Source organism: Pseudomonas parafulva NBRC 16636 = DSM 17004, from assembly GCF_000730645.1.
In the GTDB taxonomy this organism is placed as follows: domain Bacteria; phylum Pseudomonadota; class Gammaproteobacteria; order Pseudomonadales; family Pseudomonadaceae; genus Aquipseudomonas; species Aquipseudomonas parafulva.
This window is the reverse complement of record NZ_BBIU01000027.1, coordinates 31164-56454: the sequence shown is the minus strand read 5'-3', so window position 1 is coordinate 56454 and position 25291 is coordinate 31164. Positions and strand designations below refer to the sequence as shown.

Here is a 25291-nt window from a genome sequence, read left to right as displayed (position 1 = left end):
GTCGGAGCCCTTCTTTCCTTTGTGGGGTGATCCGGCACTGGCCCGCACCCGCGGGCCTTTTCATTCACACCGGAGAAGACCATGAGCCATGCCCATCTACCCAAACCCGTTCAACGAGCCCTCAACCAGATCGCCCACAGTCGCGCCCTGCTCCGCCAGATGGAGGAGCGTGAGCGGTTGAGCAAAGAGATTGATCGACTGTTGGCCAGCGGCCTGAGCGCAGCAGAAGCGCTGGAGCAGATCCGGTCGGCGCCGCCGTACATCGCGCCGACCTACTGAGGGGGCGGGTCGAAAGTCTGGAAGGTCCGCTGACCTAGACCGCTCCCGACCCCACGTACAGATTTTTTTCCGTTAACAAAAAAATGTTAAAGCGACTTTAACACCCATGCCGAACGTGTGTGGGGCTGTAAGCCTGTAATGACGCGGGCCGCAGCCGATTAAGACCGCCCCCCCGGATGTTAAAGCCTTTAACACCTTTAACATCGTTTTGTTAAAGCTTTAACACCCCCTGTTAAGTGCAAGGATCGCCAGCAGCCGGGCGTGTCTAGCTCGCCTGCCCTCGCTCTGTAATGACTAACTACGCAAATTTATGAGGTTATCCAATGAGTAGTGGGATCAATTGCACCCTCGTCGCCAAGATCTGCAGGGCCGGCTTCTGTAGTGAAACCTTCAATAATCGGAGTTGCCGATGAAACGAAAGATCAAGCTGTACGGCGTGCTGCGCCAGCGTTTCGGCCGCCAATACATCCTCGATGTGCACACCCCGCGGGATGCCATCCAAGCGCTGTGCAACATGGTGCCAGGCTTCGAAAAGTTCTTGGCCACAAGCGAGGAAAGGGGACTGGTGTTCACCGTCTTTTCCGGTACCAGGAATCTCTCTGCAGACGATCTGGACCTCAAAGGTGACGATGTAGGTGTTATTCGAATCGCGCCGATCATCCAAGGCAGTAAGCAGGCCGGCGTGTTTCAGACGATCTTGGGCGCAGTTCTTATCGTTGTCGGTGTGATGTACGACTGGAGCGGAAGCACTTCAACCGTGGGCATGGCAATGATCGCTGGCGGAGCTGCTATGGCCGCATCGGGCGTAGTGCAGATGCTTTCACCTACGCCCAACACGGGCGCCCTGGACCGCAACGAAGACGGCAACAATCCCAGCTATGGATTCGGCGGGGCGGTTACAACGATTGCCCAGGGCAATCCCTACCCGGTGCTGTACGGCGAGCGGGAGATCGGCGGGGCCGTGGAGTCTGGCGGCATCTACACACAAGACCAGCTGTAGACGAGGCACACATGACCACCGAAATTTCAAAGTCATCCTTTCAGCAGCGGTTCGCTCAAGCATGCAAATCGGAGCATTTCACTCTGCATGAAGGCGGCCCCTGCTATTCGCTGTGGAATGTGCAACACGTCAAGGACGGCAGCCACGCACTCCTTGACGGCGTTTTCTTCACAGAGGAGGAGGCGCAGATCTCCGCTGACCTTCTCCGAGGCACTATGCGTGGAGCGCGAGCATACAAGGTCATCTATGCCCCTACCTGGAGGCCCGACCCGGCCCGGGAGGCCGCAATCCGCCTGGAGGCGTTGCAGTGCCGCGAGATGCTTGCACGGCGCCTGGGCGTAAAACATACAACCCGCGAATTGGAGAATTTCTGATGGCTGCAGTCGTCCAAAGCAATCCGACCATGACCACCGTCTACCTGTCCGGCCCCCTGATCCGGAAGTTCTTCCGCAAGAAGGACTACTTGCTGGACAGCCAGAACACCTGGGAGGTGTTTCGAGCCTTGAAGGCAACGCTGGAAGGATTCGAGCAAGAGATTAAGCGCTTAGAAACGCTGGGCATGAGGTTCGCGATATTCCGTAATCGAAAGAACGTCGGAGAAGACGACTTCGAGCGCGGCGGCGCCACTGAGGTGCGTATCGTTCCGGTGGTTGGAGGCAGCAAGCGGGGTGGCGGCTTGCAGACGGTCCCCGGGGTGGTGCTCATCGCCCTGGCCTACTTTAACCCGTTTGGATATTTCTCAGGCCCGGCTGTTAGCGCTATGTACGCCGCAGGCGCGGCGAACGTAGCTGGGGGCGTGATGCAGATGCTAAGCCCCCAGGCACGGGGGCTATCACAGAGTGGCGCTCCGGAGAATCTGCCGTCCTACGCGTTCGGCAGCGCCAAAAACACCACCGCCAGCGGTAACCCCGTCCCGATCTGCATCGGTGAACGCCGCTGGGGCGGAGCTATCATCTCGGCATCGATCGAGGCGCAGGACAAGGCATAAGCGAACGACTTCGAACCATCAAACTGTCCGGCCAACTGGGTGAGCGCTTTGGGAAGGTGCACCGCCTAGCATTAGGCTCAGCGGCCGAGGCAGTCAGAGCGCTGGGCGTGCTGCTACCCGGCTTCAAGCAGTATCTGGTCAGCTCCAAGGTTCGCGGTGTTCCACGGCAAACGCAACATCGGTCAGGACGAGCTGGGCCACCCCCTGGTGCTGCTGACATCCTGATCGCGCCGGTCGTACTGGGGATCGCGCTGATGGCAGCGGCAACCATTGCCACTGGCGGCGTGGCCGGCCTCGCTATCGCAGGTGCAGGCGGATGGGGTGGCGCGCTGGCTGCCAGCAGCTTTGCTGGCGCCTCCGCTATGTTCGGCCTATCCCTGGCCATCGGCGGTGTCGCCCAGATGGTCACCGGCCAGCAGGCCAGGATCGACAGCAGCGAATCAGTTTACAACCGGCCAAGTTACAACTTCACAGGCATCAAGAACACCATAACCCAAGGCAACCCGGTACCGCTGTGCTACGGCGAGATGACCACCGGCTCTGCTCATCTCTCCCTCGGCATTATGGCCGAAGACCAGCAATAGACCTTTCGCAAAGGGTGTCCTCACTTTTGAGGATACCCCTGGCTCGGCAGGACCCCATTCAGGTAACGGCGCGCTTAAGAGATGTGAGCAAGGCTGCGCGCATCGATAGGGGTCCTTAAATGTGACCATGGCTCACTTCTAAAATACCCTACATTGAGGGTAATTCTCCCAGCTGTATAGATCACTCGTGGTCCAAGACGGCAACACTGCCACACCCATGGTCCCCAGTCGTGCCCTCGTGCCCTCAGTGGTGCCCATCCAGGGGCATGGGCACCACTGGAGAAAAAGGACACGAATGGGGGAGGCCTTGCGGGCGCATTGCGACCAAAGATCTCGCAGAAGGAATCGGATTCCGAACTACAATCCAGGGCGAATTGAAACCAGACGAAAACGAGGGATTTATGCTTTTTTGGGAATGGGAACAGCTAGGTCCTTGGAGCGAAGAAAACGCGATAGAAATAACAAACCCAGGAAAACTATTGCACCCAATTACAAAATTTAAAATCTGGAGAGATGAAAAACTTCAAATATTTATCGAAACAGCATCAAGCACCTTACCCAAACAAGACAAAGACTTTATTGAGGCAGGGACGGTGTATGAAAACAATGACTTTATCGAATTTACTGGCTTCAGCAAAGTAACTGCTAAAGCGAGCGGGATAGCCATATTGAGCACCAGCACAACATGCACTAATGGAGAGACCATAACCACACAATTAAGCTCGATACATACATTAGAATATTTCGATGACAGGCCAGACGATGTCGAACTAACGTTCGACTGGATAGCGAATATCGACATGCGCTCTTACATCTGGCCGGGCTTCACTGCGGACTTAGTGCAAAAGGTTTCCAAACGTCAATTTGGAAGGAGTAACACACTTGAACTGGTAGATATTAGTGATCGGGAGGGACTCAGCTCTCACAGTATAGAAATTAACGCCTGTGGCTACCGTACAATTGTCGGTTGTACACGCAACAAAGAAATAGAAGAAAAACTAAAGCCAGGATACATTTTATATCGTGGCAATCCTGACGATCTTACTCGAAAAAAAATTAGAGAAGCACTCTCTTTTGTGCTTGGCTTCCCCATCGTTCATATAGGTCATGCAAAGTTCTGCAAAAACAATAGAAGACTCCAGCTTTCAGCAAGGGAGGCGTACTCAATGGACGGCCGAGCCTTCAATGTCCATGCCTTACCACCCGCGCCAATCTGCCTAAAAATAGTAAGAATGCCAGAATCTCAGGTAGTCGAGCAGATGGTTAACGCCTATTGCGACAGCTACGAAGAGTTAAATCTGAAATCATTTAGCTGGAATTACTGGCACGCCGTAACTGCACCAGTACATATGGCGCCAGCCTACTTTGGGGCTTTGATTGAAAGCATGCAAGAGAATTACATAAAGAAAAAAGGAGAGAAATTTAATACCCGCATTACAAGTAAAGCTGGATATAAGGAGATAAGAAAACTCATACTTAATGCAACGAAGGATATAAAATTACCAGCCGACGAATTAGAGATGCTAATGGATAAACTCAATCAGGGAAACAAAATATCTCTAAAATTGAAATCCGAACGTTTTTTTACAGAAATGGGATTAACCCTGGGGGATCTTGAAAAGGCAGCATGGCAGCGACGGAATGACGCTGCACATGGCAACCAACTACATGACGGAGATTACATCGCTTTAATCAGAGATACCAAACTGCTCAAGTTAATCCTCCATCGCATCATTTTGAAAAGGGCTAGAATCAGCGACAACTATGTAGACTATTATTCGATAGGGTTTCCAATAAGAGAAATCAACGACCCAGTCGACGTAGCCTTTAATGAAAACTGAATACACAGCTTAAGCCCTAGGTTGTTGCTATTCAACCATGCAATACTGTGAGTAAATTTGTGAGTAGGTTTTTAAGCCCTTAACACAGTAGATATGTAATACAGGGGTTTCCGAGCATAGTTCGAGTCTCCCACACGACTCGAACCGTGGACCACAGGATTATGAGTTATTGGGCAACGCAGGAGCGGTGTCTATCACACCGCTTTTGGATCGGTGTCCTCAGGACAGGGGTACCGACGGCGACAGGGGGCTGCTGAGCGCCACTCCACGTATCAGGCCATAGGTGTCGTGAGTTTCGAGAACACTATGGCCTGATAGTTTTCTCCTGATCACTGGCAGGCAGACTCGGCTATGCTGCCTTAGGAACGTACTAGGACTTCCTTTTTATTCCAATGATGCCCAGCCGCTTCGATGTTCAAACCGTCCAGGACGGCCTTTCCTGCTCCGTCCGGTGTAGGGTAAATCTCAGCACCACTGAACCCAGCCTTGCAGCACAGCCGCAGAAGCCGGGCTGATTCGAACACGGGCAGTGTCAGCTTGAAAAGCGGCGAAGGAATATCATCGAAATAGTTTTCGAGGCCATGCACTTGAAATTCGCCGCGGCGTGATCCCGAATGAGGGTGGATGCTGAAAAGGCCACCCTGGGCTGCTAGATGTTTGCTAACGACCCCGGGTGACGTATGGAGCCTTATCTGCTGATGGAGTCCCAGCCCAGATCGATTCATAACCCAGATCGCTAGACGTTGCTCAGCAACCCAGGAGTTAAAGTTAGCTAGAGCAAAGCTTGCGGCAAAGTAGAGCGAGGTGAATGGCTTGGTAGTCCAGTCAAGCAGTCTTGTGGGCACGCCGTGATGTTGTGCCATCGCCATCAGATCAAGTACCTCTGGGTTAGGCCAGAGCGAAGGTTCTTTGAGATAACGGTCTGCGGTTTGAGATTCAATTACGTCTCTCCTAAAGCCCGGAGAGTCGTTGGGCACAGCTATCCCGATAGAATCGCAGTGGCGAGCAAACTCGTTGAGCATGAGGATTTCGTAAAAAACCATCTCACTCGCGTCGACCATTTCGGGATGGCAAACCCTAGGAGGCTGCTGGCGCGGCCTCAGTATGGATGGCACAAGTGGCCACCGGGCGTCGGCCTGGCCCCGGTAGATCAAGTCCTCTGGACCATCACTGACCTTTGAGATCGGCGAAACGGCAAGCCAGAGCTCGTCTGCAGTTTCGTAATGGCGCTCAACGAACGCGGGATGCTTCCTTGCCATAAACCCTCCTCGCACGAAAAAAGCCCCGCCAGATCGTCTCTGTGCGAGGCTTCGTTTGCACCCACCCAGCACCCACGTCCTTGTGACGCGTAACTGCTGATTTCGGTGGAGGCCTTTGTTTATATGGCGTCCCAGGCAGGAATTGAACCTGCAACCTTCCCCTTAGGAGGGGGATGCTCTATCCAATTGAGCTACTGAGACGCAGCGGCCGGCAGCAGGCGCTGCACAGCGGAACGGCGAGCATGTTAACCAGCATGCCCGGGTTTGTCATGTGCTGAGCAGGGTTTTTCGCGTAATCCTTTTCTGCCCCGTCATTCACCCGGCACAACCCCTTCCTGGTGAAGCAGTTCGAACAGGGCGCCGACGGCGGCCTGCAGGGTGGTCGAATTGTCCAGTATGCGCACGCTCGGGTCGTAGGTGGACTGCAGGCCGGCATTGCGAGCCAGGCGCTGCTCCACCTCTTCCAACGTTTCGCGACCGCGTGCCAACAAGCGCTGGCGCAGCACGTCAGGCTGCACATCCAACCGTATCGCAAGCAGGTCGGGGTAACGCTGACGCGCCTGTGGCAGGTAGGCCCGCGAGCCATTCACCAACACGGAGATACCGTTTGCCAACCAGTCATCCACCTGGCGGGGTATGCCGTAGCCCAGCCCATTGGCTTGCCAGTGCATGGCAAACGCGCCCTCCTCGCGCAGCGTGGCGAACTGCGCAGGTGTTACACCGATGGCGGCCTCACCCTTCGATTCGGCAGAGCGGGTGATGATTCGGCGGGCAACCTGAACCCCCGCCACCGCAAGACGGTCTCGGGCGGCGTCGATCAGGGAATCTTTCCCGGCACCTGAGGGTCCCATGAGTAGTATCAATTTGCCGGTGCATGAAGGGGTACCGCTTGCGTCATGGTGCATAGTCACTATGCTCTTGAGTAGGAAGCCGGCGCATTTGAGGATTTTTCCAAGCTTTTTTGCCGGGTTTTGCTACGAATCAATGGCTCAAGCCTGACGTTCGTGACCAGGCGTAAATGTGAAACTTTTCGAACCAGTGCTCATTTCTGATAATTGGTACTGGCAAAAAGCCTTTATCCGGCTCACTATTTGTCACAGAATTGACGCCAAGGAAACGGCGGTAATGAGGCAATATGTGCGTCCATTTTCACTGCCGGTTGAACATTTTGTCGTTGCTACGGTCTTATTTCCACCCCGCGCGGCCAATTTGAGAACCGCTTCCCCTGAACCAAAATCTGGTCAACTTATATGCGCCCAATGAAACAGGCTATCTATTCGAGCCGCACTGCTGACAAGTTCGTCGTCCGCCTGCCAGACGGGATGCGTGAGCGCATTGCCGAGGTAGCACGCAACCACCACCGCAGCATGAACTCGGAAATCATCGCACGCCTGGAGCAGAGCCTCATCCAGGAGGGTGCGCTCGGTGATGAGTTGAGCATGCGCCTGGACAGCCCCGAGCTGTCGTTGCACGAGCGCGAGCTGCTGCAACGCTTCCGCCAGCTGTCGCACCGCCAGCAGAATGCACTGGTGGCCCTCATCGCTCACGATGTGGAAATGGCCGCAGACGCCTCCTGAGTTTTTCAGGCCCATAAAAAAGCCAGCGAAAGCTGGCTTTTTTATGGGCGCGGTGTGTACTGCCTAAAGCAGGAACACCGTGGCAAGGCCCAGGAAGATGAAGAAACCGCCACTGTCGGTCACGGCGGTGATCATTACACTGGAGCCCATGGCAGGGTCCCGCCCCAGGCGGGTCAGGGTCATGGGGATTAGCACCCCCATCAATGCGGCCAACAGCAGGTTCAGCGTCATCGCGGCCGTCATCACCAGGCCCAGCGACCAGCTGCCGTACAGCCAGAACGCGACAGCGCCGATTACCCCGCCCCAGATCAAGCCATTGAGCAGCGACACCGCCAGCTCCTTGCGCATCAACCGGCTGGTATTGCCCGGCGACACCTGGTCCAGCGCCATGGCGCGGACAATCATGGTAATGGTCTGGTTGCCAGAGTTGCCCCCGATCCCTGCAACGATCGGCATCAGTGCAGCCAACGCCACCAACTTCTCGATGGAGCCTTCGAACAGGCCAATGACCCGCGAGGCGACAAAAGCGGTAATCAGGTTGATGGCCAGCCAGGCCCAGCGGTTGCGCAGCGAACGCCACACCGAAGCGAAGATGTCTTCTTCTTCGCGCAGGCCGGCCATGTTCAGCACTTCGCTTTCGCTCTCTTCGCGAATGAGGTCGACCATTTCGTCAATGGTCAAACGGCCGATCAGGCGCCCAGCCTTGTCCACCACCGGCGCCGATACCAGGTCGTAACGCTCGAACGCCTGAGCTGCATCGTAGGCGTCTTCCTCAGGGTGGAACGACACAGGGTCGGTAGCCATCACATCAGCCACCTTCTTGTCCGGGTCATTGACCAGCAGACGCTTGATGGGCAATACGCCCTTGAGGATGCCGTCGTTATCCACCACGAACAGTTTGTCGGTGTGGTTGGGCAGCTCCTTCAGGCGGCGCAGGTAACGCAGTACAACCTCGAGCGTGACGTCTTCGCGGATGGTGACCATCTCGAAGTCCATCAGTGCACCGACTTGCTCCTCGTCGTAGCTCAGCGCCGAGCGCACACGCTCACGCTGCTGGGCATCGAGGGTTTCCATCAGCTCATGAACGACGTCACGGGGCAATTCAGGCGCAAGGTCGGCCAGTTCGTCGGCGTCCATGTCCTTGGCCGCGGCGAGCAGCTCGTGGTCGTCCATGTCGGCGATCAACGACTGGCGAACGGCGTCGGACACTTCCAGCAGAATGTCGCCATCGCGATCCGAGCGCACCAGCTGCCAGACCGTCAGGCGGTCTTCCAGGGGCAAGGCTTCGAGGATGTAGGCGATGTCGGCGGGGTGCAGGTCATCGAGTTTGCGTTGCAGCTCGACGAGGTTCTGGCGATGGACCAGGTTTTCGACCAGGTCGTTGTGCGCGCCTTCCTGACGGTGGGTGAGGTCTTCGACCAGGCGCTGACGCTGCAGCAGTTCGACAACCTGAGCCAGGCGGTCCTGCAGGCTGTCTTGAGTTTTCTTTACTTCTACTTCGGTCATAGGCGAACTCCACTCCCAGCAGCGGAGCACGCCGGGGGAATCAATCGATTGGATCTAGCGGTATGAAAACGGTTGGTAAGTGACTACTGGGTAAGTCCATGGTGGTTTTCCACAAGCCCCGGCGGGGCTGACGGGCGCAATCATACACGGGTCGCGGCGCTAGATCGCTTAAATTTTTGGGCAGAACAATCGTTTGCGCGATAGAGATGGGACAACACTCGAAGCCTTCCGTGCCACAGATAATCCTGAGCAGGAAAGCACAAGCATGTGACGGATGCAGGCGCGGGATTAACAATCGCGCACAAACAAAAAGCCCGCTCATGTGAGCGGGCTTTTTGTATTGGGTATGGCGGACTCAGCAGGATTCGAACCTGCGACCGCTCGGTTCGTAGCCGAGTACTCTATCCAGCTGAGCTATGAGTCCATGGTGGTAGTTTTAGACCAGATTACCACTGGTGGTTGAAGCCGCTTTGCAAGCAAAACCACTTCAAAAGTGGCGGACTCAGCAGGATTCGAACCTGCGACCGCTCGGTTCGTAGCCGAGTACTCTATCCAGCTGAGCTATGAGTCCGTCGTTGGTAGTTTTAGACCAGATTACCACTGGTTGATTTGAAGCAGCCTTGCAAACAAAGCCACTTCAAAAGTGGCGGACTCAGCAGGATTCGAACCTGCGACCGCTCGGTTCGTAGCCGAGTACTCTATCCAGCTGAGCTATGAGTCCGTGTCTTGCCGCGCATTATAGGTCACTAAAACATTTTTGCAAGAACTTTTCGTTTAAAAACAACTACTTAGCGTCTTACTGTTTACAGCGCCCTAAGCGAATAATGGCGGTGAAGGGGGGATTCGAACCCCCGATACCCTTATGAGGTATACTCCCTTAGCAGGGGAGCGCCTTCGGCCACTCGGCCACCTCACCGCAACACGAGGCGAATATTAAACAGGCTCTTCCTCGTTTGCAACCCTTTTTTTGAAAAAAACTTCAAAAGAATTAAAGGCTTGGCTCTTCGTCCTTCTCGTTCTTGATCCGCAGGTAGATTTCTTCACGGTGCACGGCCACTTCTTTAGGGGCGCTCACACCGATGCGTACCTGGTTGCCTTTGACGCCGAGCACCGTCACGGTGATCTCGCCATCTCCAATGATCAGGCTCTCGGCGCACCGACGAGTCAGAATCAACATAGCTTTCTCCTTACGCAAAACATTCAGGGATTACAGTCTTGGGGTTCGGCACCGCGCCGTGGACGACGGCACGGGCGCCGGTTGCCCATCGCGCATGGCAGGACAGGGCCTGCGCAACGGGCAGAAACGCGAAGGGCGCGGCAAGCCGCGCCCTTCCAGGCAAGGCGTTACTCGCTCTGTCGGGCAGGCGCATCAAGCTCGAACGCGGTATGCAGTGCACGTACCGCCAGCTCCAGGTACTTCTCTTCGATCACCACGGACACCTTGATCTCGGACGTGGAAATCATCTGGATGTTGATGCTTTCCTTGGCCAGGGCCTCGAACATGCGGCTTGCAACGCCGGCATGCGAACGCATGCCTACGCCGACGATGGACACCTTGGCGATCTTGGTATCGCCGATCACTTCCCGGGCACCCATCTCGCGAGCAGTGGCTTCCAGCACGCTCTGGGCCTTCTCGTACTCGTTGTGGTTAACGGTGAAGGTGAAGTCGGTGGTGTTATCGTGGGCAACGTTCTGCACGATCATGTCGACCTCGATGTTCGAGGCGCTGATCGGGCCGAGGATCTTGTAGGCCACGCCAGGGGTATCAGGCACGCCGCGGATGGTCAGCTTGGCTTCATCACGGTTGAAGGCGATACCGGAAATGATCGGCTGTTCCATGGATTCCTCTTCATCAATGGTAATGAGGGTACCCGGACCCTCCTTGAAGCTGTGCAGCACGCGCAGCGGAACGTTGTACTTGCCGGCGAACTCCACCGAACGGATCTGCAGCACCTTGGAACCGAGGCTGGCCATTTCCAGCATCTCTTCGAAGGTGATCTTCTCCAGGCGACGGGCCTGCGGCACCACCCGTGGGTCGGTGGTGTAGACGCCATCGACATCGGTGTAGATCTGGCACTCGTCAGCCTTCAATGCAGCCGCCAGGGCCACACCAGTGGTGTCGGAGCCGCCACGCCCCAGGGTGGTGATGCTGCCATGCTCATCCACACCCTGGAAGCCCGCTACCACGACCACGCGCCCGGCCTTGAGGTCGGCGCGAATCTTCTGGTCATCAATTTGCAGGATGCGCGCCTTGTTGTGCGCGCTGTCGGTGAGGATGCGCACCTGGTTGCCGGTGTAGGACACCGCCGGCACACCACGCTTGATCAGGGCCATGGCCAGCAGGGCAATGGTCACTTGCTCGCCGGTGGACACGATCACGTCCAGCTCACGCGGAACCGGTTGCTCGCTGATCTGCTTGGCCAGGTCGATCAGGCGATTGGTTTCACCGCTCATGGCCGACAGCACGATCACCAGGTCGTCGCCCGCTTCGCGGTGTTTCTTGACCTTATCGGCTACCTGTTCGATCCGCTCGATGGAACCGACAGAGGTGCCGCCAAATTTCTGTACGATCAACGCCATTTCAATGGTGCCTCAGCCCAAAGGGCCCCAAAAAACAATCCAACATGAAGGGCAAGCCGGCCCCCAGGCCGCCCTGCCCTTCATCTCAAAGTCCCTGCTCTGCGAACGGCACGGCCAGCGCCAGGGCCTGGTCCAGCGCGGCGACGTCTACGCCACCGCCCTGTGCCATGTCCGGGCGCCCGCCGCCCTTGCCGCCCACTGCCGCAGCGGCTTGTTTCATCAGTTCGCCAGCCTTGAGTTGGCCGGAGAGGTCTTTGGTCACGCCGGCCACCAGCACGACCTTGCCCTCATGCTCGCTGCCCAGCAGGATCACTGCATGGCCGAGCTTGTTCTTCAGCTGATCGACCAGGGCGAGCAGCGCTTTGCCATCCTGCCCATCCAGGCGGGCGGCTAGCACCTTGGCGCCCTTGACCTCCACGGCCGCATTGGAGAGATCATCCCCTGCGGCGCTGGCGGCCTTGGCCTGCAGCTGTTCCAGCTGCTTCTCCAGCTGGCGGTTGCGCTCGAGCACAGCCGACAGCTTGTCGATCAGGTTGTCGCGGTTACCTTTCACCAGTTGCGCGGCTTCCTTCACCTGCTCTTCGGCAGCGTTCAGGTAGGCCAGCGCAGCAGCGCCGGTGACAGCTTCGATACGGCGCACGCCGGAAGCCACGCCACCTTCGCTGATGATCTTGAACACACTGATGTCGCCGGTGCGCTTGGCATGGATGCCGCCGCACAGCTCCACCGAGAAATCACCGCCCATGGTCAGCACGCGCACGGTATCACCGTACTTCTCGCCGAACAGCGCCATGGCACCCTTGGCCTTGGCGGTCTCGATGTCGGTCAGCTCGGTTTGCACCGGCGTGTTCCTGCGCACTTCGCGGTTGACGATGTCTTCCAGGGCCTTGATCTGCTCCGGTTTAACCGCCTCGAAGTGGCTGAAGTCGAAGCGCAGACGCTGGCTGTCGACCAGCGAGCCTTTCTGCTGCACGTGCTCGCCCAGCACTTGGCGCAGAGCTTCATGCAGCAGGTGGGTAGCGGAGTGGTTCAGCGAGGTGGCGTGTTGCACCTGCTCGTCAACCTTGGCCTGCACCGGCGAACCAATCACCAGCGCACCGCTGGCCACCACCCCATGATGCAGGAACGCGCCGCCGGTCTTGGTGGTGTCGCGCACGTCGAAACGCGCAACACCGGCCTGCAGGAAACCGGAGTCGCCCACCTGGCCGCCGGACTCGGCGTAGAACGGTGTGCGGTCAAGCACGACCACACCCTGCTCGCCCTCGCCCAGCTGGTCCACCGCCTGGCCGTCCTTGTACAGGGCGATGATCTTGCCCTCGCCTTCGGTAGCGTCGTAACCCAGGAACTCGGTGGCGCTGTCGACCTTGACCAGGCTGTTGTAGTCCATGCCGAAGGCGCTGGCGGAACGCGCACGTTCACGCTGCGCGTCCATTTCACGCTCGAAACCAGCCTCGTCGATGGTCAGCTCGCGTTCACGGGCAATGTCGGCGGTCAGGTCCATGGGGAAGCCGTAGGTGTCGTACAGCTTGAACACCACGTCGCCTGGTACAACGTCGCCCTGAAGCTGGGCCAGGTCCTGCTCGAGGATGCGCAGGCCCTGCTCGAGGGTTTTGGCAAACTGTTCTTCTTCGGCCTTGAGCACACGCTCGATGTGCGCCTGCTGGCTTTTCAGCTCAGGGAAGGCTTCACCCATTTCGGCCGCCAGTGCGCCGACGATCTGGTAGAAGAAGCTGCCCTTGGCACCCAGTTTGTTGCCGTGGCGGCACGCGCGGCGGATGATGCGACGCAGCACGTAGCCACGGCCTTCGTTGGACGGCAGCACACCGTCGGCGATCAGGAAACCGCAGGAGCGAATATGGTCGGCGACCACCTTCAGCGAGGCCTGGCCTTCATTGCTGCAACCGATGGCCTTGGCAGCCGCCGCCAGCAGGTTCTGGAACAAGTCGATCTCATAGTTCGAGTGCACATGCTGCAGCACGGCGCTGATGCGTTCCAGGCCCATGCCGGTGTCTACCGAAGGGGCCGGCAGCGGGTGCAGTACCCCGTCCGCGGTGCGGTTGAACTGCATGAAGACGTTGTTCCAGATCTCGATGTAGCGGTCGCCGTCTTCCTCGGGCGAGCCGGGTGGGCCGCCCCAGATGTCGGCGCCATGGTCGTAGAAGATCTCGGTGCACGGGCCGCACGGGCCGGTGTCGCCCATGGTCCAGAAGTTGTCCGACGCGTAGGGTGCGCCCTTGTTGTCGCCGATGCGTACCATGCGCTCGGCAGGCACGCCGACTTCTTTGGTCCAGATGTCGTAGGCTTCGTCGTCGGTGGCGTAGACGGTGACCCACAGCTTGTCCTTGGGCAGGTTCAGCCACTTGTCCGAGGTCAGGAAGGTCCAGGCAAAGGTGATGGCGTCACGTTTGAAATAGTCGCCAAAGCTGAAGTTGCCCAGCATTTCGAAGAAGGTGTGGTGGCGCGCGGTGTAGCCGACGTTTTCCAGGTCGTTGTGCTTACCACCGGCGCGCACGCACTTCTGGCTGCTGACAGCACGGGTGTAGGCGCGCTTCTCCGCACCGAGGAAGCAGTCCTTGAACTGGTTCATGCCGGCATTGGTGAACAGTAGGGTGGGGTCGTTGTTCGGAATCAGCGAACTGGACGCGACTCGGGTATGTCCCTGCTCTTCGAAGAAGCGAAGGAAGGCTTCACGGATTTCTGCGCTTTTCATAGGTTCTTCCACGGAAACGGCGGCCCGTCTGGGCAAAGCGTCGACGAAACGACGGCAAAGGGCCGCATTATATCGGTCCTGTAGTCTCGATGCAGTGTGTTTATGCGATACAAACCGCGCTTTCGGCGGTTTTTCGGGGCATGCACGCGAAAACGACATGCCCCGATGCTAAAGCCTGCCTTTTGCTACTGGCAAGCCATTAGCGCTCATGCCCGGGCAAAATGGAACAGGCGGTGAGTTAAAAGGATTTCATCTACGCTCGCCCCTGCCCTGGCGCTAGCACAGGCCTTACCTGCACGGTGCTAGATGTGCAATGCACCGCGCTGCCGCGCGCTCCGTAGTCTGGCCTTTCATTCTCTGGAGGCCCCGAACATGACGACACCTGTAGCAACCACACACCTGCTGGATGCAAATGACAAAACCCGAATTGCGGCCCACGGCGAAATGGATGAAGCCATTGCCCACGACATCGTGAGCGAAGCCGGCCTGCACAGCACACGGATCTATTACGATTACGAGCTGTTCGACCTGCACACCTCGCCACTGGCAACCCTCCAGCGCAGGCTGATCACCGCCTACGATGGCGATGAGCGCATCGGGGAGTGCGACGAGATCCTGGCGTGGTTGTCGAGCCCCGATGCAGAGCTGAGCCAGGACAAGGACATCACCCTGAAGGTGGCCGGCCAAACGTTCATCATCCAGCACGCCACTGCCGAGCAACGCCTGCACCTGCTGTTTCTGGGTAACGACGCGCCGGAAGGCATCGGCCAAGGTATCGCCCAGCCGCTGCGCGTGGACAACCATGCCGACCCGCACAACCGCTTCGATGTGACGGCGCTCGACAACCTGTACCTGTATGGCACCCCCCAGTTCCAGGCAAGGGTGTACGAGCAGTTGCTGCTGCTGCCCGGCTACCCGGCGCTCAAGCAGTTGCTGGATACCGCACGCCAGCGCTACGAAACCGTGCCGGACATGGTGCTGATGCAATGCTACGCAGGCCCGGCCCAGTTCGGCCCAGGCTTCGACCTGGAGCGGGTGATCCCCAACGAGCACGCCCACCGGGTGTCAGGCGACTACACCGCGGTGCTCTATGACCCGTACGAAGCCAGCGGCCTGGACGGTTTGACCACACTGGCAAGGTTGCTGCAACAAGCCTACGACGCGCTGGCGCCAGACGTGCTGCTGCCCGCCCCGGCCACCGGCGGCTAAGCGGGTCAGGGCGAAAGGTCGTGCCCCTCTGTGGGCACGATCAGGATCCCGGCCCTGAGGCCGTTCTTCACCTTCGGGTTGGGAAAGATGATGCGCGCGCCCTCTTCTTCCACCACCCAGCGCATTTCTGCCAGGTCTTCGGCCAGCAGGTAGCCCTTGCTCAATTCGGAGAAGTTCTCGATGTCGGCGGGCAGGTGCAAGTGGAAACTGTCGCTGTGCTTGATGATTTCACGGGCCACACTGAACAGTTGCAGCCCATCGAGTGACTGCTCTGCCTGCGGCTCGGTCGCCTCCAGAATGCGTACCAGGCGCGCTGCCAGCTTGTCGAGGTTCACTTCGTCGTTCTGGCCAAACGGCCGCGCCTTGCCCAGTTCCAGCGTAAAGGCTTCGGCATCGAGTTGCTCATAGGTGAAGGCACTGAACGTGATGGACGGCTTGCGCTGCAGCAGCACCGCCTGCATGCCCGCCGCTGCCAGCCGTGCCAACTCACGGCGCGAATGCTGGCGACCCTCCTTGAAGGGGTACAGGGCGAACTGCTCGACCTTCGAGCCACGAATGGCCGTGTGCAGGTCGTAATGCAGGCGGCTACGGCCAGGCTTGCTGAAGAACACCCGGGCAAACTGCTCCAGCTCTGCAGCCCGCAAGGCTTCCATGCCGCTGGTCTGCTCATGGCGGCCATTGAACAGGCGGTTGATGTCCTGCTCGATGTAGCGCTCGCCCTTGATGATGGCAGCGGGGTTGCCGAACAGAAACAGCACCCGCGCCCTGGGCACGATTTCGCCTTTGGCCACACCGTGCAGCAACTGCTCAAGCAGTTCGATAGGCGCCGTCTCGTTGCCATGAATGCCGGCAGACAGCAACACATCGAGGCCGCAGTCGTCGCCTTCGGCTGGGCGCACTTCCAGCGCGCCATGCCCCAACCAGCGCAAACGCACGCCCTGGGTGGTCACTTGGGTCTTCTCGGCCGGTTCATGGCCGGTAAGGGTCAGCTCAAGCAGTTTGCCAAGGGCGAGCATAGCGGGCTTCCTTAGTGGTGGTGGCCGCAGTCCGGGCCGTGCACGTGATCGTCGTCTTCACCCACCTCTGCCGGTTCCATTTCCAGCTGCAGGCTGACCAGGTTGGTGGCCATCGGGCGCAGCAGCAGGTTGGCGTATTCGGTGTCGTCCTCATCCACGTCCACCCCGATCAGCAACTGGCCACGGCCGTCCTGCTGAATCCACACTTCCTTGCCTTGCCAGACCACGGCAAAGCGGGTGCACGAGGTTTCCAGCTGGGTGCCGTCTTCATCTTCAAGGATCAGGCGCAGGGCATCGGTCATTGCAAAGTCTCTCTTCAAGGTTGGCGTTGGAACGGGTATACCGAGCCCAACTTGAGTATCTGGGTCAATTCGTCCAGTGCGGTTCGGCACTCCACCAGCAACTGCGGGTCGGCCAGGTCCGAATCGACCAGGCGGTCGCGGTAGTGGCGGTCAACCCACTGCAGCAGCGTGTCGTACAGCGGGGCGGTCATGATAACGCCTTGGTTCACCGCCGCCAGTTCCGTTTCAGTCAGGGCTACACGCAGGCGCAGGCAAGCCGGCCCACCGCCGTTGCGCATGCTCTGCTTGAGGTCGAACACCTGCACCTCCTGCACGGGCGTACCCTGGGTGGTCAGTTGCTCCAGATAAGCCCAGACTCGCTCGTTGTTGCGGCATTCCTCGGGTACCACCAGCAGCATCGAGCCGTCGGCGCGGCTGAGCAATTGGCTGTTGAACAGGTAGGAGCGCACTGCATCCTCCACCGTCACTGCCGCCCGTGGCACGCTGATGGCCTGCAACGTACCGCCCTTGCCGGCCAGTTTGCTACGCAACTGGTCGAGCACTGCCTCGCTGTCCAGGAAGGCATCCTCGTGGTGGAACAGCACCTCACCATTGCCTACCGCGATCACGTCGTTGTGGAACACACCCTGGTCGATCACCGCCGGATTCTGCTGAGCATAGACCACGCCGTCCTCGCGCAGCCCATGCAGGCGCGCCACGGCCTGGGACGCCTCGAGGGTCTGCCGGGCGGGGTATTTCTGCGGCGCCGGGTAGCGGCTGTCGAAGGCACTACGCCCGTAGACGAAAAACTCTACGCCAGGCTCGCCATAGGCGCGGCAGAACCGGGTGTGGTTGGCGGCGCCTTCATCGCCGAACTGAGCCACGGCCGGCAACGCGGGGTGGTGCGCGAAGTGAGCCGGGTGCTGGAACATGGCCGCCAGTACCCGGCTGGTGGTGGGGTGTTCGATACTGCGGTGGTACTTGCAGTTGAGGTTGGCGGCCGTGAAATGCACGCGCCCGTCGACGGTATCGGCACTGGGGCTGACGGTGGCGGCGTTGGCCACCCACATACTGGAAGCCGAACAACTGGCCACCAGCAGCGGCATGGCCTCACGTGCAGCACGCTGGATGACGTCAGCGTCGCTGCCGGTAAAGCCCAGCTGGCGCAGCGCGGCAACATCTGGGCGCTCCTGGGGGGCCAGCACACCCTGCTTGAAACCCATGTCGGCCAGCGCTTTCATTTTCGCCAGGCCCTGGCGCGCCGCCTCGCGAGGGTTGGAGCCCTGCTGGCTGTTGCTCTGGGAGGCCACGTTGCCGTAGGACAGCCCGCCGTAGTTGTGGGTCGGCCCCACCAGGCCATCAAAATTTACTTCGTAGGATTTCATCGGCTAGGCTCCGACCGTTGTTATAGGGTGATACCCGGCGTCAGGGTCGCCGGCAATGCAAGGCTGTCGGCCTCCAGCGAAGCCACCGGGTACGCGCAATAGTCGGCCGCGTAGTAGGCGCTGGCGCGGTGGTTGCCACTGGCACCCACGCCGCCGAACGGCGCGCTGCTGGCAGCCCCGGTCAGTTGCTTGTTCCAGTTGACGATGCCGGCGCGGCTGCGCAGCCAGAAGTACTGGTAACGGGCGCGGGAGTCTGAGAGCAGCCCCGCAGCCAGGCCGTACTGGGTGGCATTGGCTTCGTCGATGGCAGCATCCAGGCCCGAGTACCGAATCACCTGCAGCAGCGGGCCGAAGAACTCCTCGTCCGGGCGTTCGGCAACGGCTGTGACATCGACAATGCCCGGTGTCAGCAAAGCCGCGCCCGGCTGCGGCTGGGTCATGCCCAGCAGCTGTACTGCGCCTTTGGCCACCAGGTCGGCCTGGGCGCTGAGCAGTGCCTGGGCGGCCTGCAACGAGATGACCGAGCCCATGAACGGCGCAGGCTGCTGGTCGAACGCCCCCACGGTCACGGTTTTGCACACCTCAACCAGGCGCGCCAGCAGCGCGTCACCCCAGGCCCCCTGCGGCACCAGCAGGCGCCTCGCGCAGGTGCAGCGCTGGCCGGCGGAAATGAATGCCGACTGGATGATGGTGTACACCGCCGCCTGCACATCCTTGACCTCATCCACCACCAGCGGGTTGTTGCCGCCCATCTCCAGGGCCAGGATCTTGTCCGGGCGGCCGGCGAACTGCTGGTGCAGCAGGTTGCCGGTGCGGCTGGAGCCGGTGAAGAACAGCCCATCGATGCCCGTGTTGGCAGCCAGCGCCACACCGGTTTCACGGGCACCCTGCACCAGGTTCAGCACGCCTGCGGGCAGGCCGGCGGCCACCCAGCAATTTACCGTCAGCTCCGCGACCTTGGGCGTCAGCTCGCTGGGCTTGAACACCACGCAGTTGCCGGCCAGCAGGGCTGGCACGATGTGGCCGTTGGGCAGGTGACCGGGGAAGTTGTAAGGCCCAAACACCGCGACCACCCCGTGGGGTTTGTGCCGCAGCACAGCGGTGGCGTCGGCCAGCGGCCCGCTTTTCTCACCGGTGCGCTCCCGGTAGCTCTGTACCGAGATAGCCACCTTGTTGATCATGCTGGTGACTTCGGTGGCCGATTCCCATAACGGTTTGCCGGTTTCTTCACCAATGCAGTAGGCCAGCGCATCGGTATGCAGCTTGAGCTGCGCAGCGAACTGTTCGAGCACGCTGATGCGCGCCTCCAGGCTAAGCTGAGCCCAGGCCGGAAAGGCCTGCCGGGCCGCTTGTACCGCAGCCTCCACCTGGCCCACATCGGCGCCCTGCCCTTGCCAGACCACAGCCTGGGTCACCGGGTTGAGCGATTGCAACGCTTCGCCGTGGCCGGCGTGCCAATGACCTGCAATGTAGTGGGTAGTCATCGCTGGCCCTCCCGGCCTGCCGAAAGCGGCACGGCGCGTACGTTGTCCCCGGCCCCCATGCGCAGGCGCTTGGCGGTCAGCGGGTCGACCACCAGCGTACCGGCAGCCAGGCGCGCGGGTGCAGCCGTGATGCGGCAGTCGTCACGCTTGCGGTTGTGAATGATGTAAGGGGTGGCGTCGTCGCCTGGGGTACCAATTGCCAGTACCAGGGTCTGGCTGTCGCGCACCGCACGGATCCTGTCGGTGTCGCACTCGATGGCCGGCCCGGCGTCGAAGATGTCTACGTAGCCCTGGTAGTTGAAGCCTTCCTGCTTGAGCATCGCCAAGGCCGGCTCGGTATCGGCGTGTACCCGGCCGATCACGCTGCGCGCCGCCTCGGACAGGAAGCAGGTATACAGCGGGAACTTGGGCATCAGCTCAGCGATGAACGACTTGTTGCCCACGCCCGTCAGGTAGTCGGCCTGGCTGAATTCCATCTTGAAGAAGTGCCGGCCCAGGCACTCCCAGAACGGCGAGCGGCCCTGGGCGTCGGACATGCCGCGCATTTCGGCAATGATCTTCTTGCCGAACAGCTCGGGAAACTCGGCGATGAACAGCATGCGGGCCCGCGACAGCAGGCGGCCATTCAGGCCGCAGCGGTGGTCATGGCGCAGGAACAACGAGCACAGTTCGGAGTTGCCGGTCAGGTCGTTGGCCAGGAACAGCGTGGGGATCTCGCGGTAGATCTTCAGTTCCTGGGAGGCGCTCACCGTCAACCCGACCCGGTAGTTGTACCAGGGCTCGCGCAGGCCCACGGCGCCGGCGATGGCACTGATGCCCACCACCAGGCCCTCGTCGTTTTCCAGCACGAACAGGTAATCGGTATCGGCACGCTCGGCTTCGCCACGGAAGGTCTTTTCCGCCCAGCCCACGCGATGCCCAAGGCGCTCTTCGTTGGCCGGCAGGGTAGTCAGGCCGGTGGTGCCGGTGCTGCGCGCCAGCTCGATCAACGCAGGCAAGTCGCTGCTGCGTACAGGACGAACGATCATGCTATCTCCTTGTGCGTCGGCATCGGCCGGCGCGAAACACGTCTAAACCTGCAACGTCGCCCTCAGGCCTCAAGCGGCAACCAGGCGCACGCTGGCACCCTCGCCCACCCCTAATGCATCTGCCGCTTCCTGGCTCAGGCTCACTGGCTTGCCAGGCACCCAGTCCAAGTCCAGCAGCACGGCGCGGTAGTCCTGCAACTGGCCATTGCACACCAGGTACGGGCGCCCGCCCTTGCCGGCAGCCTGCTCGACTTTCACCGGCACCACGCGGCTCTGGGCGATGGAACGGATGCCAGAAGTGCGCGCATGCAGGGTGGGGCCGCCATCGAAGATGTCGATGTAGTGCTCGGTTTCGAAGCCTTCGCGCATGAGGATGTCGAACGTGATCTGTGCCCTTGGGTGCACCTGGCCCATGGCCTCTTGCGCCTGGTCAGGCAACAGCGGCACGTAGATCGGGTAATGCGGCATCAGCTCGGCGAGGAACGTGCGGCTTTTCAGCCCGCACAGGCGCTCGGCATCGGCGTAGTTGAGGTCGAAGAAGTTACGCCCAATGGCATCCCAGAACGGCGACTCGCCCTGCTCGTCGCTGAAGCCGACTATTTCGGTGACCACCGAATCGGCGAAGCGCTCCGGGTGGGCTGCCATGAACAGCAGGCGACCCCGAGAGTTGAGTTCTGCCCAACCGCTGTTCACCAGTTCTGGCAGCACGTAAAAGCTGGTCAGCAGGCTGTTGCCCGTCAGGTCATGACACAGCGAAAGCACGTGGATCTTGTTGTGGATCTTCAACTCGCGCGAGGCGTGGACGAAGGTTTCATTGCGAAAACTGTAGAACGGCTCGGAATAGCCGGCCGACGCAACGATGGCCGAGCAACCGGCCAACTGGCCGGTCTGGCTGTCTTCGAGCACGAAGAAATAACTTTCCTCACCGTTGAAGCTCACCTCGGCGGCAAAGGATGTTTCAGAGGCGGCGATCTTGTCGCCCAGGCGGGCAGTATCGTCCGGCAGAGACGTGACACCAATCGGGCTGTCTGCAGCCATGCGCTGCACTTCGTTCAGATCAGCCATTTGCGCAGGGCGCATCACCAGCATGGTGTCACTCCTTTGGAAGACGCGCCGTTCACGGCGTCACGTAAAAACGGCAGGCGCCTGGGCACCTGCACTGAAATCGGGTTTCACCGGCCTGCCCTGGGTGGGGCCAGGCCGGTGAAGGCACAGCAGGCCGGGTCAAGCCTGGGTCAGCGTGGCCACAGCACGTTCGAAGCGGTCCAGGCCGGCATCGATGTCGGCATCTTCCACCACCAGGCTGGGCGCGAAGCGCACCACGTCTGGGCCGGCCTGCAGCACCATCACGCCTTCTTTCTCGGCCGCATTGAGCACGTCCTTGGCCTTGCCCTGCCAGGCAGGGGTCAGGACGCAGCCCAGCAGCAGCCCCACGCCACGCACCTGGCTGAACAGGTTGTAGGTGCTGCCGATTGTTTCCAGGCGCGACTTGAAGCGCTCATGCTTGGCCTTGATGCCCGCCAGGGTCTGCGGCGTATTGACCACATCCAGCACCGCACAGGCGACTGCGCACCCCAGCGGGTTGCCGCCGTAGGTGGTGCCGTGGGTGCCGACGGCCAGGTGCTTGGCCAGTTCGGCGGTGGTGAGCATGGCGCCGATGGGGAAGCCGCCACCCAGGCTCTTGGCGCTGGTGAGAATATCCGGGGTGACGCCGTAATGCTGATAGGCATACAGCGAGCCGGTGCGGCCAACACCGGTCTGCACTTCGTCGAAGATCAGCAAGGCATTGTGCTGGTCACACAGCGCGCGGGCACCTTCAAGGTAGGCCTTGTCTGCCGGGACCACACCGCTTTCGCCCTGGATCGGCTCGATCACCACCGCGCAGGTCTTGTCGGAGATCTGTGCCTTCAACGCTTCCAGGTCGTTGTAGGGCACATGGCTGATACCAGTGATCTTCGGGCCGAAACCGTCGGAATACTTGGGTTGCCCACCCACACTGACGGTAAACAGGGTGCGGCCGTGGAAGCTGTTGACCGTGGCGATGATCTCGTGTTTTTCCGGGCCAAAACGGTCATGGGCAACACGGCGGGCCAGTTTGAAGGCCGCTTCGTTGGACTCGGCGCCCGAGTTGCAGAAGAACGCACGGTCGGCGAAGGTGGCCTCCACCAGTTTGTGGGCCAGCCGCAGTGCGGGCTCGTTGGTGAAGACGTTGGAAACGTGCCAGAGGGTGTTGGCCTGCTCGGTCAGGGCCTTGACCAGCGCCGGGTGGCAATGCCCCAGGGCGTTGACCGCGATGCCGCCCGCGAAGTCGATCAGCTCGCGACCGGTCTGGTCCCAGACGCGGGAACCCTCGCCTCGCACAGGAATGAACGCCGCCGGGGAATAGTTGGGGACCATCACCTGATCGAAATCGGCACGTTGCACCGGGGCTTGCTCAACGGACATCTGAGTCTCCTGAAGAGGAACGCTGGCCTGGAAGTGGCGAGCGATGGGGGGGATTGTAAGGATTGGACTGCGCCCGGCCTTGCGGCCAAGCGACAACTTGTTACAGCGCAACACCCGGTTTTAACCAAGCTTTCGGCAATGCGACAAACACTGTCGCAATCGCGCAGTGTACGGCAGAGCGAAGACTGGGTGAACGGGTGTTCACATATAGAGGGCTGTGAGGTGTTCACCGCCGGGAGTGCGGCGCCCACGCGACCACGTTGCGACGAACTCAGCCCTTATCGACCGCCGCCGAACTCAATTCGAACGGGCTGCTGCTGCGCCGCTGGTTGCGGTCTTCCCGCGGCGTGGCACCGAAGAAATTGCGGTAGGCACTGGAAAAATGCGGCCCCGAAGAGAACCCGCACGACAGGCCGATCTGGATGATCGACTTGCTGGTCTGCATCAGCATCTGCCGTGCCTTGTTCAGGCGCAGTTCCAGGTAGTACTGGCTCGGCACCCGGCTCAGGTACTGTTTGAAGATGCGCTCCAGTTGCCGGCGCGAAACGCACACGTGCTGGGCGATTTCGTCGGTGGTGAGGGGCTCTTCAATGTTGGCTTCCATCAGCAGCACCGCCTGGGTGAGCTTGGGATGGCTGGACCCCAGCCGGTTCTGCAACGGGATCCGCTGGCGCTCGCCCCCTTCACGGATGCGCTCGACCACCAGTTCCTCCGACACAGCCCCCGCCAGCTCTGCCCCGTGATCACGGGCCAGCACCGCCAGCAGCAGGTCGGTCACCGCCATGCCGCCGCAGGCCGTGAGGCGGTCGCGGTCCCAGTCGAACAGGTGACTGGTGGCAATTACCTTGGGGAAACGCTCGGCGAAATCATCCTGCCAACGCCAATGCACCGCCGCCCGGTAACCGTCCAGCAGGCCCAGCATGGCCAGCGGATACACCCCGGCAGACAACCCGCCCACCATGCACCCACTGCGGGCCAGTTGCTTGAGGGCAGCGGACAGGGCGGCGCTTATACCGGCAGGCGGTTCGTCGGCCAGCACAAACAGCTTGTGGCAGCCTTCGAGGCGCCCGTTCCACGCCTCGCCAGGCAAACGCCAGCTGCCGTCCTGGGCAGGCTCGGCCTGCAGAAAGAGCAGGTCGTAGATCACCTCAGGGTGCACCCGCTGCGCCACCTGCAAGGCTTCCTCTGCCAGCGCCAAGGTCAGGGGCCTGGTACTGGGCCAGATGAGAAAACCGATTCGCTGGGTGGTCATAGGGTGCGGTCCGAAACCTGGGGTCGTTCGATTCAATGCGCCGGGTCAGGCTGCGCGTGAAACGCAGCATGCCCTATTGTGGTGCAAAAAAGCAGCCTTTACTTGAGGCTGCCAGACAGGAACTGCTTCAGGCGCTCCGAGCGCGGGTTGGCCAGCACGTCACGCGGGCAGCCAGTCTCTTCCACCAGGCCCTTGTGCAGGAACACCAGCTGGTTGGACACCTCGCGGGCGAAGCCCATCTCGTGGGTGACCACCACCATAGTGCGGCCTTCCTGGGCCAGCGCCTGCATCACCTTGAGCACATCGCCCACCAGCTCCGGGTCCAGGGCCGAGGTGGGCTCGTCGAACAGCATCACTTCCGGCTCCATGGCCAAGGCGCGGGCAATGGCCACGCGCTGCTGCTCACCGCCCGACATGTGCCCCGGGAAGGCGTCCTTGCGGTGGGCCACCCCCACCTTGGCCAGGTAATGCTCAGCCTTTTCCAGGGCTTCCTTGCGGTTCATGCCCAGCACATGCACCGGGGCTTCGATGATGTTCTCCAGCGCGGTCATGTGCGACCACAGGTTGAAATGCTGGAACACCATGGCCAGGCGTGAACGCATGCGCTGCAACTGGCGGGGGTCGCCGGCCTTGAGCGCGCCGTCCTTGCCTGCCACCAGCTTCAGCTCTTCGTTGTTGAGCAGGATCTTGCCCGCGTGGGGCTGCTCCAGCAGGTTGATGCAGCGCAGGAACGTGGACTTGCCCGAACCGCTGGAGCCGATGATGCTGATGACGTCGCCAGCCTTGGCCGCCAGAGAAACGCCCTTGAGCACCTCATGGCTGCCGTAGCGCTTGTGCAGGTCTTGGACTTCGAGTTTGTACATGCTG

General features: G+C 60.2%; 23 protein-coding genes and 5 tRNA genes. 8 read left to right on the top strand and 20 right to left on the bottom strand.

The features are described from left to right. The first annotated feature begins 81 nt into the window (after positions 1-81). The 6 genes from PPA02S_RS17080 (at position 82) to PPA02S_RS23065 (ending at position 4692) form a co-directional block, all read left to right on the top strand. Positions 82-279, top strand: a complete 198-nt coding sequence (locus PPA02S_RS17080) for a hypothetical protein (protein WP_028635521.1) — start codon at positions 82-84, stop codon at positions 277-279. A 409-nt stretch (positions 280-688) separates the two neighbouring features. After that, positions 689-1279, top strand: coding sequence for a tail assembly protein (locus tag PPA02S_RS17075; RefSeq protein ID WP_028635520.1), 591 nt, complete (start codon positions 689-691; stop codon positions 1277-1279). 11 nt (positions 1280-1290) lie between these two features. Next, complete coding sequence (locus PPA02S_RS17070; protein WP_028635519.1) at positions 1291-1653, top strand: hypothetical protein; 363 nt, start codon at positions 1291-1293, stop codon at positions 1651-1653. After that, positions 1653-2267, top strand: a complete 615-nt coding sequence (locus tag PPA02S_RS17065; protein ID WP_028635518.1) for a tail assembly protein — start codon at positions 1653-1655, stop codon at positions 2265-2267. The genes PPA02S_RS17070 and PPA02S_RS17065 overlap by 1 nt, the downstream gene beginning before the upstream one ends. Then, on the top strand, positions 2216-2851 hold the full coding sequence (locus tag PPA02S_RS23365) for a tail assembly protein (RefSeq protein WP_345940169.1): 636 nt from the start codon (positions 2216-2218) through the stop codon (positions 2849-2851). The genes PPA02S_RS17065 and PPA02S_RS23365 overlap by 52 nt, the downstream gene beginning before the upstream one ends. Before the next feature lie 266 nt (positions 2852-3117). Next, positions 3118-4692 carry a hypothetical protein gene (locus PPA02S_RS23065; RefSeq protein ID WP_154660105.1) on the top strand — a complete coding sequence of 525 codons (1575 nt, stop codon included), beginning with the start codon at positions 3118-3120 and terminating at the stop codon, positions 4690-4692. Positions 4693-5051: 359 nt separating this feature from the next. On the opposite strand, the gene PPA02S_RS17050 is transcribed toward PPA02S_RS23065, so the two are convergent. The 3 genes from PPA02S_RS17050 to phnN all read right to left on the bottom strand — a co-directional run bounded on the left by PPA02S_RS17050 (position 5052) and on the right by phnN (position 6856). Continuing rightward, positions 5052-5951, bottom strand: a complete 900-nt coding sequence (locus PPA02S_RS17050) for an FRG domain-containing protein (RefSeq protein ID WP_028635516.1) — start codon at positions 5949-5951, stop codon at positions 5052-5054. Between the two features lie 124 nt (positions 5952-6075). Then, positions 6076-6152, bottom strand: a tRNA-Arg gene (locus PPA02S_RS17045). A 110-nt stretch (positions 6153-6262) separates the two neighbouring features. Continuing rightward, a complete protein-coding gene (gene phnN / locus PPA02S_RS17040; protein WP_028635515.1) occupies positions 6263-6856 on the bottom strand; it encodes a phosphonate metabolism protein/1,5-bisphosphokinase (PRPP-forming) PhnN in 594 nt (197 codons plus the stop codon). Between the two features lie 345 nt (positions 6857-7201). Here phnN and PPA02S_RS17035 point away from each other — a divergent pair, with 345 nt between their 5' ends. After that, positions 7202-7528: an Arc family DNA-binding protein gene (locus PPA02S_RS17035; protein WP_003254499.1), complete on the top strand. Its 327-nt coding sequence runs from the start codon at positions 7202-7204 to the stop codon at positions 7526-7528. 63 nt (positions 7529-7591) lie between these two features. Here PPA02S_RS17035 and mgtE read toward each other — a convergent pair whose 3' ends face one another. The 8 genes from mgtE to alaS all read right to left on the bottom strand — a co-directional run bounded on the left by mgtE (position 7592) and on the right by alaS (position 14324). Then, entirely contained in the window at positions 7592-9034 is a 1443-nt protein-coding gene (gene mgtE, locus PPA02S_RS17030) for a magnesium transporter (protein ID WP_028635514.1), read from the bottom strand. A 347-nt stretch (positions 9035-9381) separates the two neighbouring features. Next, positions 9382-9458 (bottom strand) — tRNA-Arg (locus PPA02S_RS17025). Positions 9459-9528: 70 nt separating this feature from the next. After that, positions 9529-9605: transfer RNA gene (locus PPA02S_RS17020), tRNA-Arg, on the bottom strand. A 73-nt stretch (positions 9606-9678) separates the two neighbouring features. Then, positions 9679-9755, bottom strand: a tRNA-Arg gene (locus tag PPA02S_RS17015). Positions 9756-9859: 104 nt separating this feature from the next. Continuing rightward, positions 9860-9950 (bottom strand) — tRNA-Ser (locus tag PPA02S_RS17010). Between the two features lie 72 nt (positions 9951-10022). Beyond that, a complete protein-coding gene (csrA, locus tag PPA02S_RS17005) occupies positions 10023-10211 on the bottom strand; it encodes a carbon storage regulator CsrA (protein WP_023533771.1) in 189 nt (62 codons plus the stop codon). A 167-nt stretch (positions 10212-10378) separates the two neighbouring features. Then, positions 10379-11614 carry an aspartate kinase gene (locus tag PPA02S_RS17000; protein WP_028635513.1) on the bottom strand — a complete coding sequence of 412 codons (1236 nt, stop codon included), beginning with the start codon at positions 11612-11614 and terminating at the stop codon, positions 10379-10381. Between the two features lie 85 nt (positions 11615-11699). Continuing rightward, positions 11700-14324, bottom strand: coding sequence for an alanine--tRNA ligase (gene alaS, locus PPA02S_RS16995; protein WP_028635512.1), 2625 nt, complete (start codon positions 14322-14324; stop codon positions 11700-11702). 372 nt (positions 14325-14696) lie between these two features. Here alaS and PPA02S_RS16990 point away from each other — a divergent pair, with 372 nt between their 5' ends. After that, on the top strand, positions 14697-15533 hold the full coding sequence (locus PPA02S_RS16990) for a hypothetical protein (RefSeq protein ID WP_028635511.1): 837 nt from the start codon (positions 14697-14699) through the stop codon (positions 15531-15533). A gap of 5 nt (positions 15534-15538) precedes the next feature. Here the strand turns inward: PPA02S_RS16990 and astE are convergent, their stop codons facing one another. From astE to PPA02S_RS16945, 9 genes are all read right to left on the bottom strand, one after another. Beyond that, positions 15539-16549, bottom strand: a complete 1011-nt coding sequence (gene astE, locus PPA02S_RS16985) for a succinylglutamate desuccinylase (RefSeq protein WP_028635510.1) — start codon at positions 16547-16549, stop codon at positions 15539-15541. An 11-nt stretch (positions 16550-16560) separates the two neighbouring features. Then, entirely contained in the window at positions 16561-16851 is a 291-nt protein-coding gene (locus tag PPA02S_RS16980; RefSeq protein ID WP_016488488.1) for a hypothetical protein, read from the bottom strand. Between the two features lie 14 nt (positions 16852-16865). Beyond that, positions 16866-18215, bottom strand: a complete 1350-nt coding sequence (gene astB, locus PPA02S_RS16975; protein ID WP_028635509.1) for an N-succinylarginine dihydrolase — start codon at positions 18213-18215, stop codon at positions 16866-16868. 20 nt (positions 18216-18235) lie between these two features. Continuing rightward, positions 18236-19699 (bottom strand): succinylglutamate-semialdehyde dehydrogenase, encoded by a 1464-nt coding sequence (astD, locus tag PPA02S_RS16970; protein WP_028635508.1) that lies wholly within the window; start codon positions 19697-19699, stop codon positions 18236-18238. Beyond that, on the bottom strand, positions 19696-20727 hold the full coding sequence (astA, locus tag PPA02S_RS16965) for an arginine N-succinyltransferase (protein WP_028635507.1): 1032 nt from the start codon (positions 20725-20727) through the stop codon (positions 19696-19698). Before astA ends, astD begins: the two co-directional genes overlap by 4 nt. A gap of 69 nt (positions 20728-20796) precedes the next feature. Next, positions 20797-21816, bottom strand: a complete 1020-nt coding sequence (gene aruF / locus PPA02S_RS16960) for an arginine/ornithine succinyltransferase subunit alpha (RefSeq protein WP_028635506.1) — start codon at positions 21814-21816, stop codon at positions 20797-20799. Between the two features lie 135 nt (positions 21817-21951). After that, a complete protein-coding gene (locus PPA02S_RS16955) occupies positions 21952-23172 on the bottom strand; it encodes an aspartate aminotransferase family protein (RefSeq protein WP_028635505.1) in 1221 nt (406 codons plus the stop codon). A 271-nt stretch (positions 23173-23443) separates the two neighbouring features. Next, positions 23444-24424 carry a transcriptional regulator ArgR gene (gene argR / locus PPA02S_RS16950; protein ID WP_028635504.1) on the bottom strand — a complete coding sequence of 327 codons (981 nt, stop codon included), beginning with the start codon at positions 24422-24424 and terminating at the stop codon, positions 23444-23446. Between the two features lie 98 nt (positions 24425-24522). Beyond that, positions 24523-25287 carry an ABC transporter ATP-binding protein gene (locus PPA02S_RS16945; RefSeq protein WP_028635503.1) on the bottom strand — a complete coding sequence of 255 codons (765 nt, stop codon included), beginning with the start codon at positions 25285-25287 and terminating at the stop codon, positions 24523-24525. Between the last annotated feature and the right edge of the window lie 4 nt (positions 25288-25291).

What these genes read in the sequence shown, in the direction of transcription:
- PPA02S_RS17080 (WP_028635521.1), top strand. Translation starts at nt 82, where the DNA reads ATGAGCCATGCCCATCTACCCAAACCCGTTCAACGAGCCCTCAACCAG.
- PPA02S_RS17075 (WP_028635520.1), top strand. Translation starts at nt 689, where the DNA reads ATGAAACGAAAGATCAAGCTGTACGGCGTGCTGCGCCAGCGTTTCGGC.
- PPA02S_RS17070 (WP_028635519.1), top strand. Translation starts at nt 1,291, where the DNA reads ATGACCACCGAAATTTCAAAGTCATCCTTTCAGCAGCGGTTCGCTCAA.
- PPA02S_RS17065 (WP_028635518.1), top strand. Translation starts at nt 1,653, where the DNA reads ATGGCTGCAGTCGTCCAAAGCAATCCGACCATGACCACCGTCTACCTG.
- PPA02S_RS23065 (WP_154660105.1), top strand. Translation starts at nt 3,118, where the DNA reads ATGGGCACCACTGGAGAAAAAGGACACGAATGGGGGAGGCCTTGCGGG.
- PPA02S_RS17050 (WP_028635516.1), bottom strand. Translation starts at nt 5,951, where the DNA reads ATGGCAAGGAAGCATCCCGCGTTCGTTGAGCGCCATTACGAAACTGCA.
- phnN (WP_028635515.1), bottom strand. Translation starts at nt 6,856, where the DNA reads ATGCACCATGACGCAAGCGGTACCCCTTCATGCACCGGCAAATTGATA.
- PPA02S_RS17035 (WP_003254499.1), top strand. Translation starts at nt 7,202, where the DNA reads ATGCGCCCAATGAAACAGGCTATCTATTCGAGCCGCACTGCTGACAAG.
- mgtE (WP_028635514.1), bottom strand. Translation starts at nt 9,034, where the DNA reads ATGACCGAAGTAGAAGTAAAGAAAACTCAAGACAGCCTGCAGGACCGC.
- csrA (WP_023533771.1), bottom strand. Translation starts at nt 10,211, where the DNA reads ATGTTGATTCTGACTCGTCGGTGCGCCGAGAGCCTGATCATTGGAGAT.
- PPA02S_RS17000 (WP_028635513.1), bottom strand. Translation starts at nt 11,614, where the DNA reads ATGGCGTTGATCGTACAGAAATTTGGCGGCACCTCTGTCGGTTCCATC.
- alaS (WP_028635512.1), bottom strand. Translation starts at nt 14,324, where the DNA reads ATGAAAAGCGCAGAAATCCGTGAAGCCTTCCTTCGCTTCTTCGAAGAG.
- PPA02S_RS16990 (WP_028635511.1), top strand. Translation starts at nt 14,697, where the DNA reads ATGACGACACCTGTAGCAACCACACACCTGCTGGATGCAAATGACAAA.
- astE (WP_028635510.1), bottom strand. Translation starts at nt 16,549, where the DNA reads ATGCTCGCCCTTGGCAAACTGCTTGAGCTGACCCTTACCGGCCATGAA.
- PPA02S_RS16980 (WP_016488488.1), bottom strand. Translation starts at nt 16,851, where the DNA reads ATGACCGATGCCCTGCGCCTGATCCTTGAAGATGAAGACGGCACCCAG.
- astB (WP_028635509.1), bottom strand. Translation starts at nt 18,215, where the DNA reads ATGAAATCCTACGAAGTAAATTTTGATGGCCTGGTGGGGCCGACCCAC.
- astD (WP_028635508.1), bottom strand. Translation starts at nt 19,699, where the DNA reads ATGACTACCCACTACATTGCAGGTCATTGGCACGCCGGCCACGGCGAA.
- astA (WP_028635507.1), bottom strand. Translation starts at nt 20,727, where the DNA reads ATGATCGTTCGTCCTGTACGCAGCAGCGACTTGCCTGCGTTGATCGAG.
- aruF (WP_028635506.1), bottom strand. Translation starts at nt 21,816, where the DNA reads ATGCTGGTGATGCGCCCTGCGCAAATGGCTGATCTGAACGAAGTGCAG.
- PPA02S_RS16955 (WP_028635505.1), bottom strand. Translation starts at nt 23,172, where the DNA reads ATGTCCGTTGAGCAAGCCCCGGTGCAACGTGCCGATTTCGATCAGGTG.
- argR (WP_028635504.1), bottom strand. Translation starts at nt 24,424, where the DNA reads ATGACCACCCAGCGAATCGGTTTTCTCATCTGGCCCAGTACCAGGCCC.
- PPA02S_RS16945 (WP_028635503.1), bottom strand. Translation starts at nt 25,287, where the DNA reads ATGTACAAACTCGAAGTCCAAGACCTGCACAAGCGCTACGGCAGCCAT.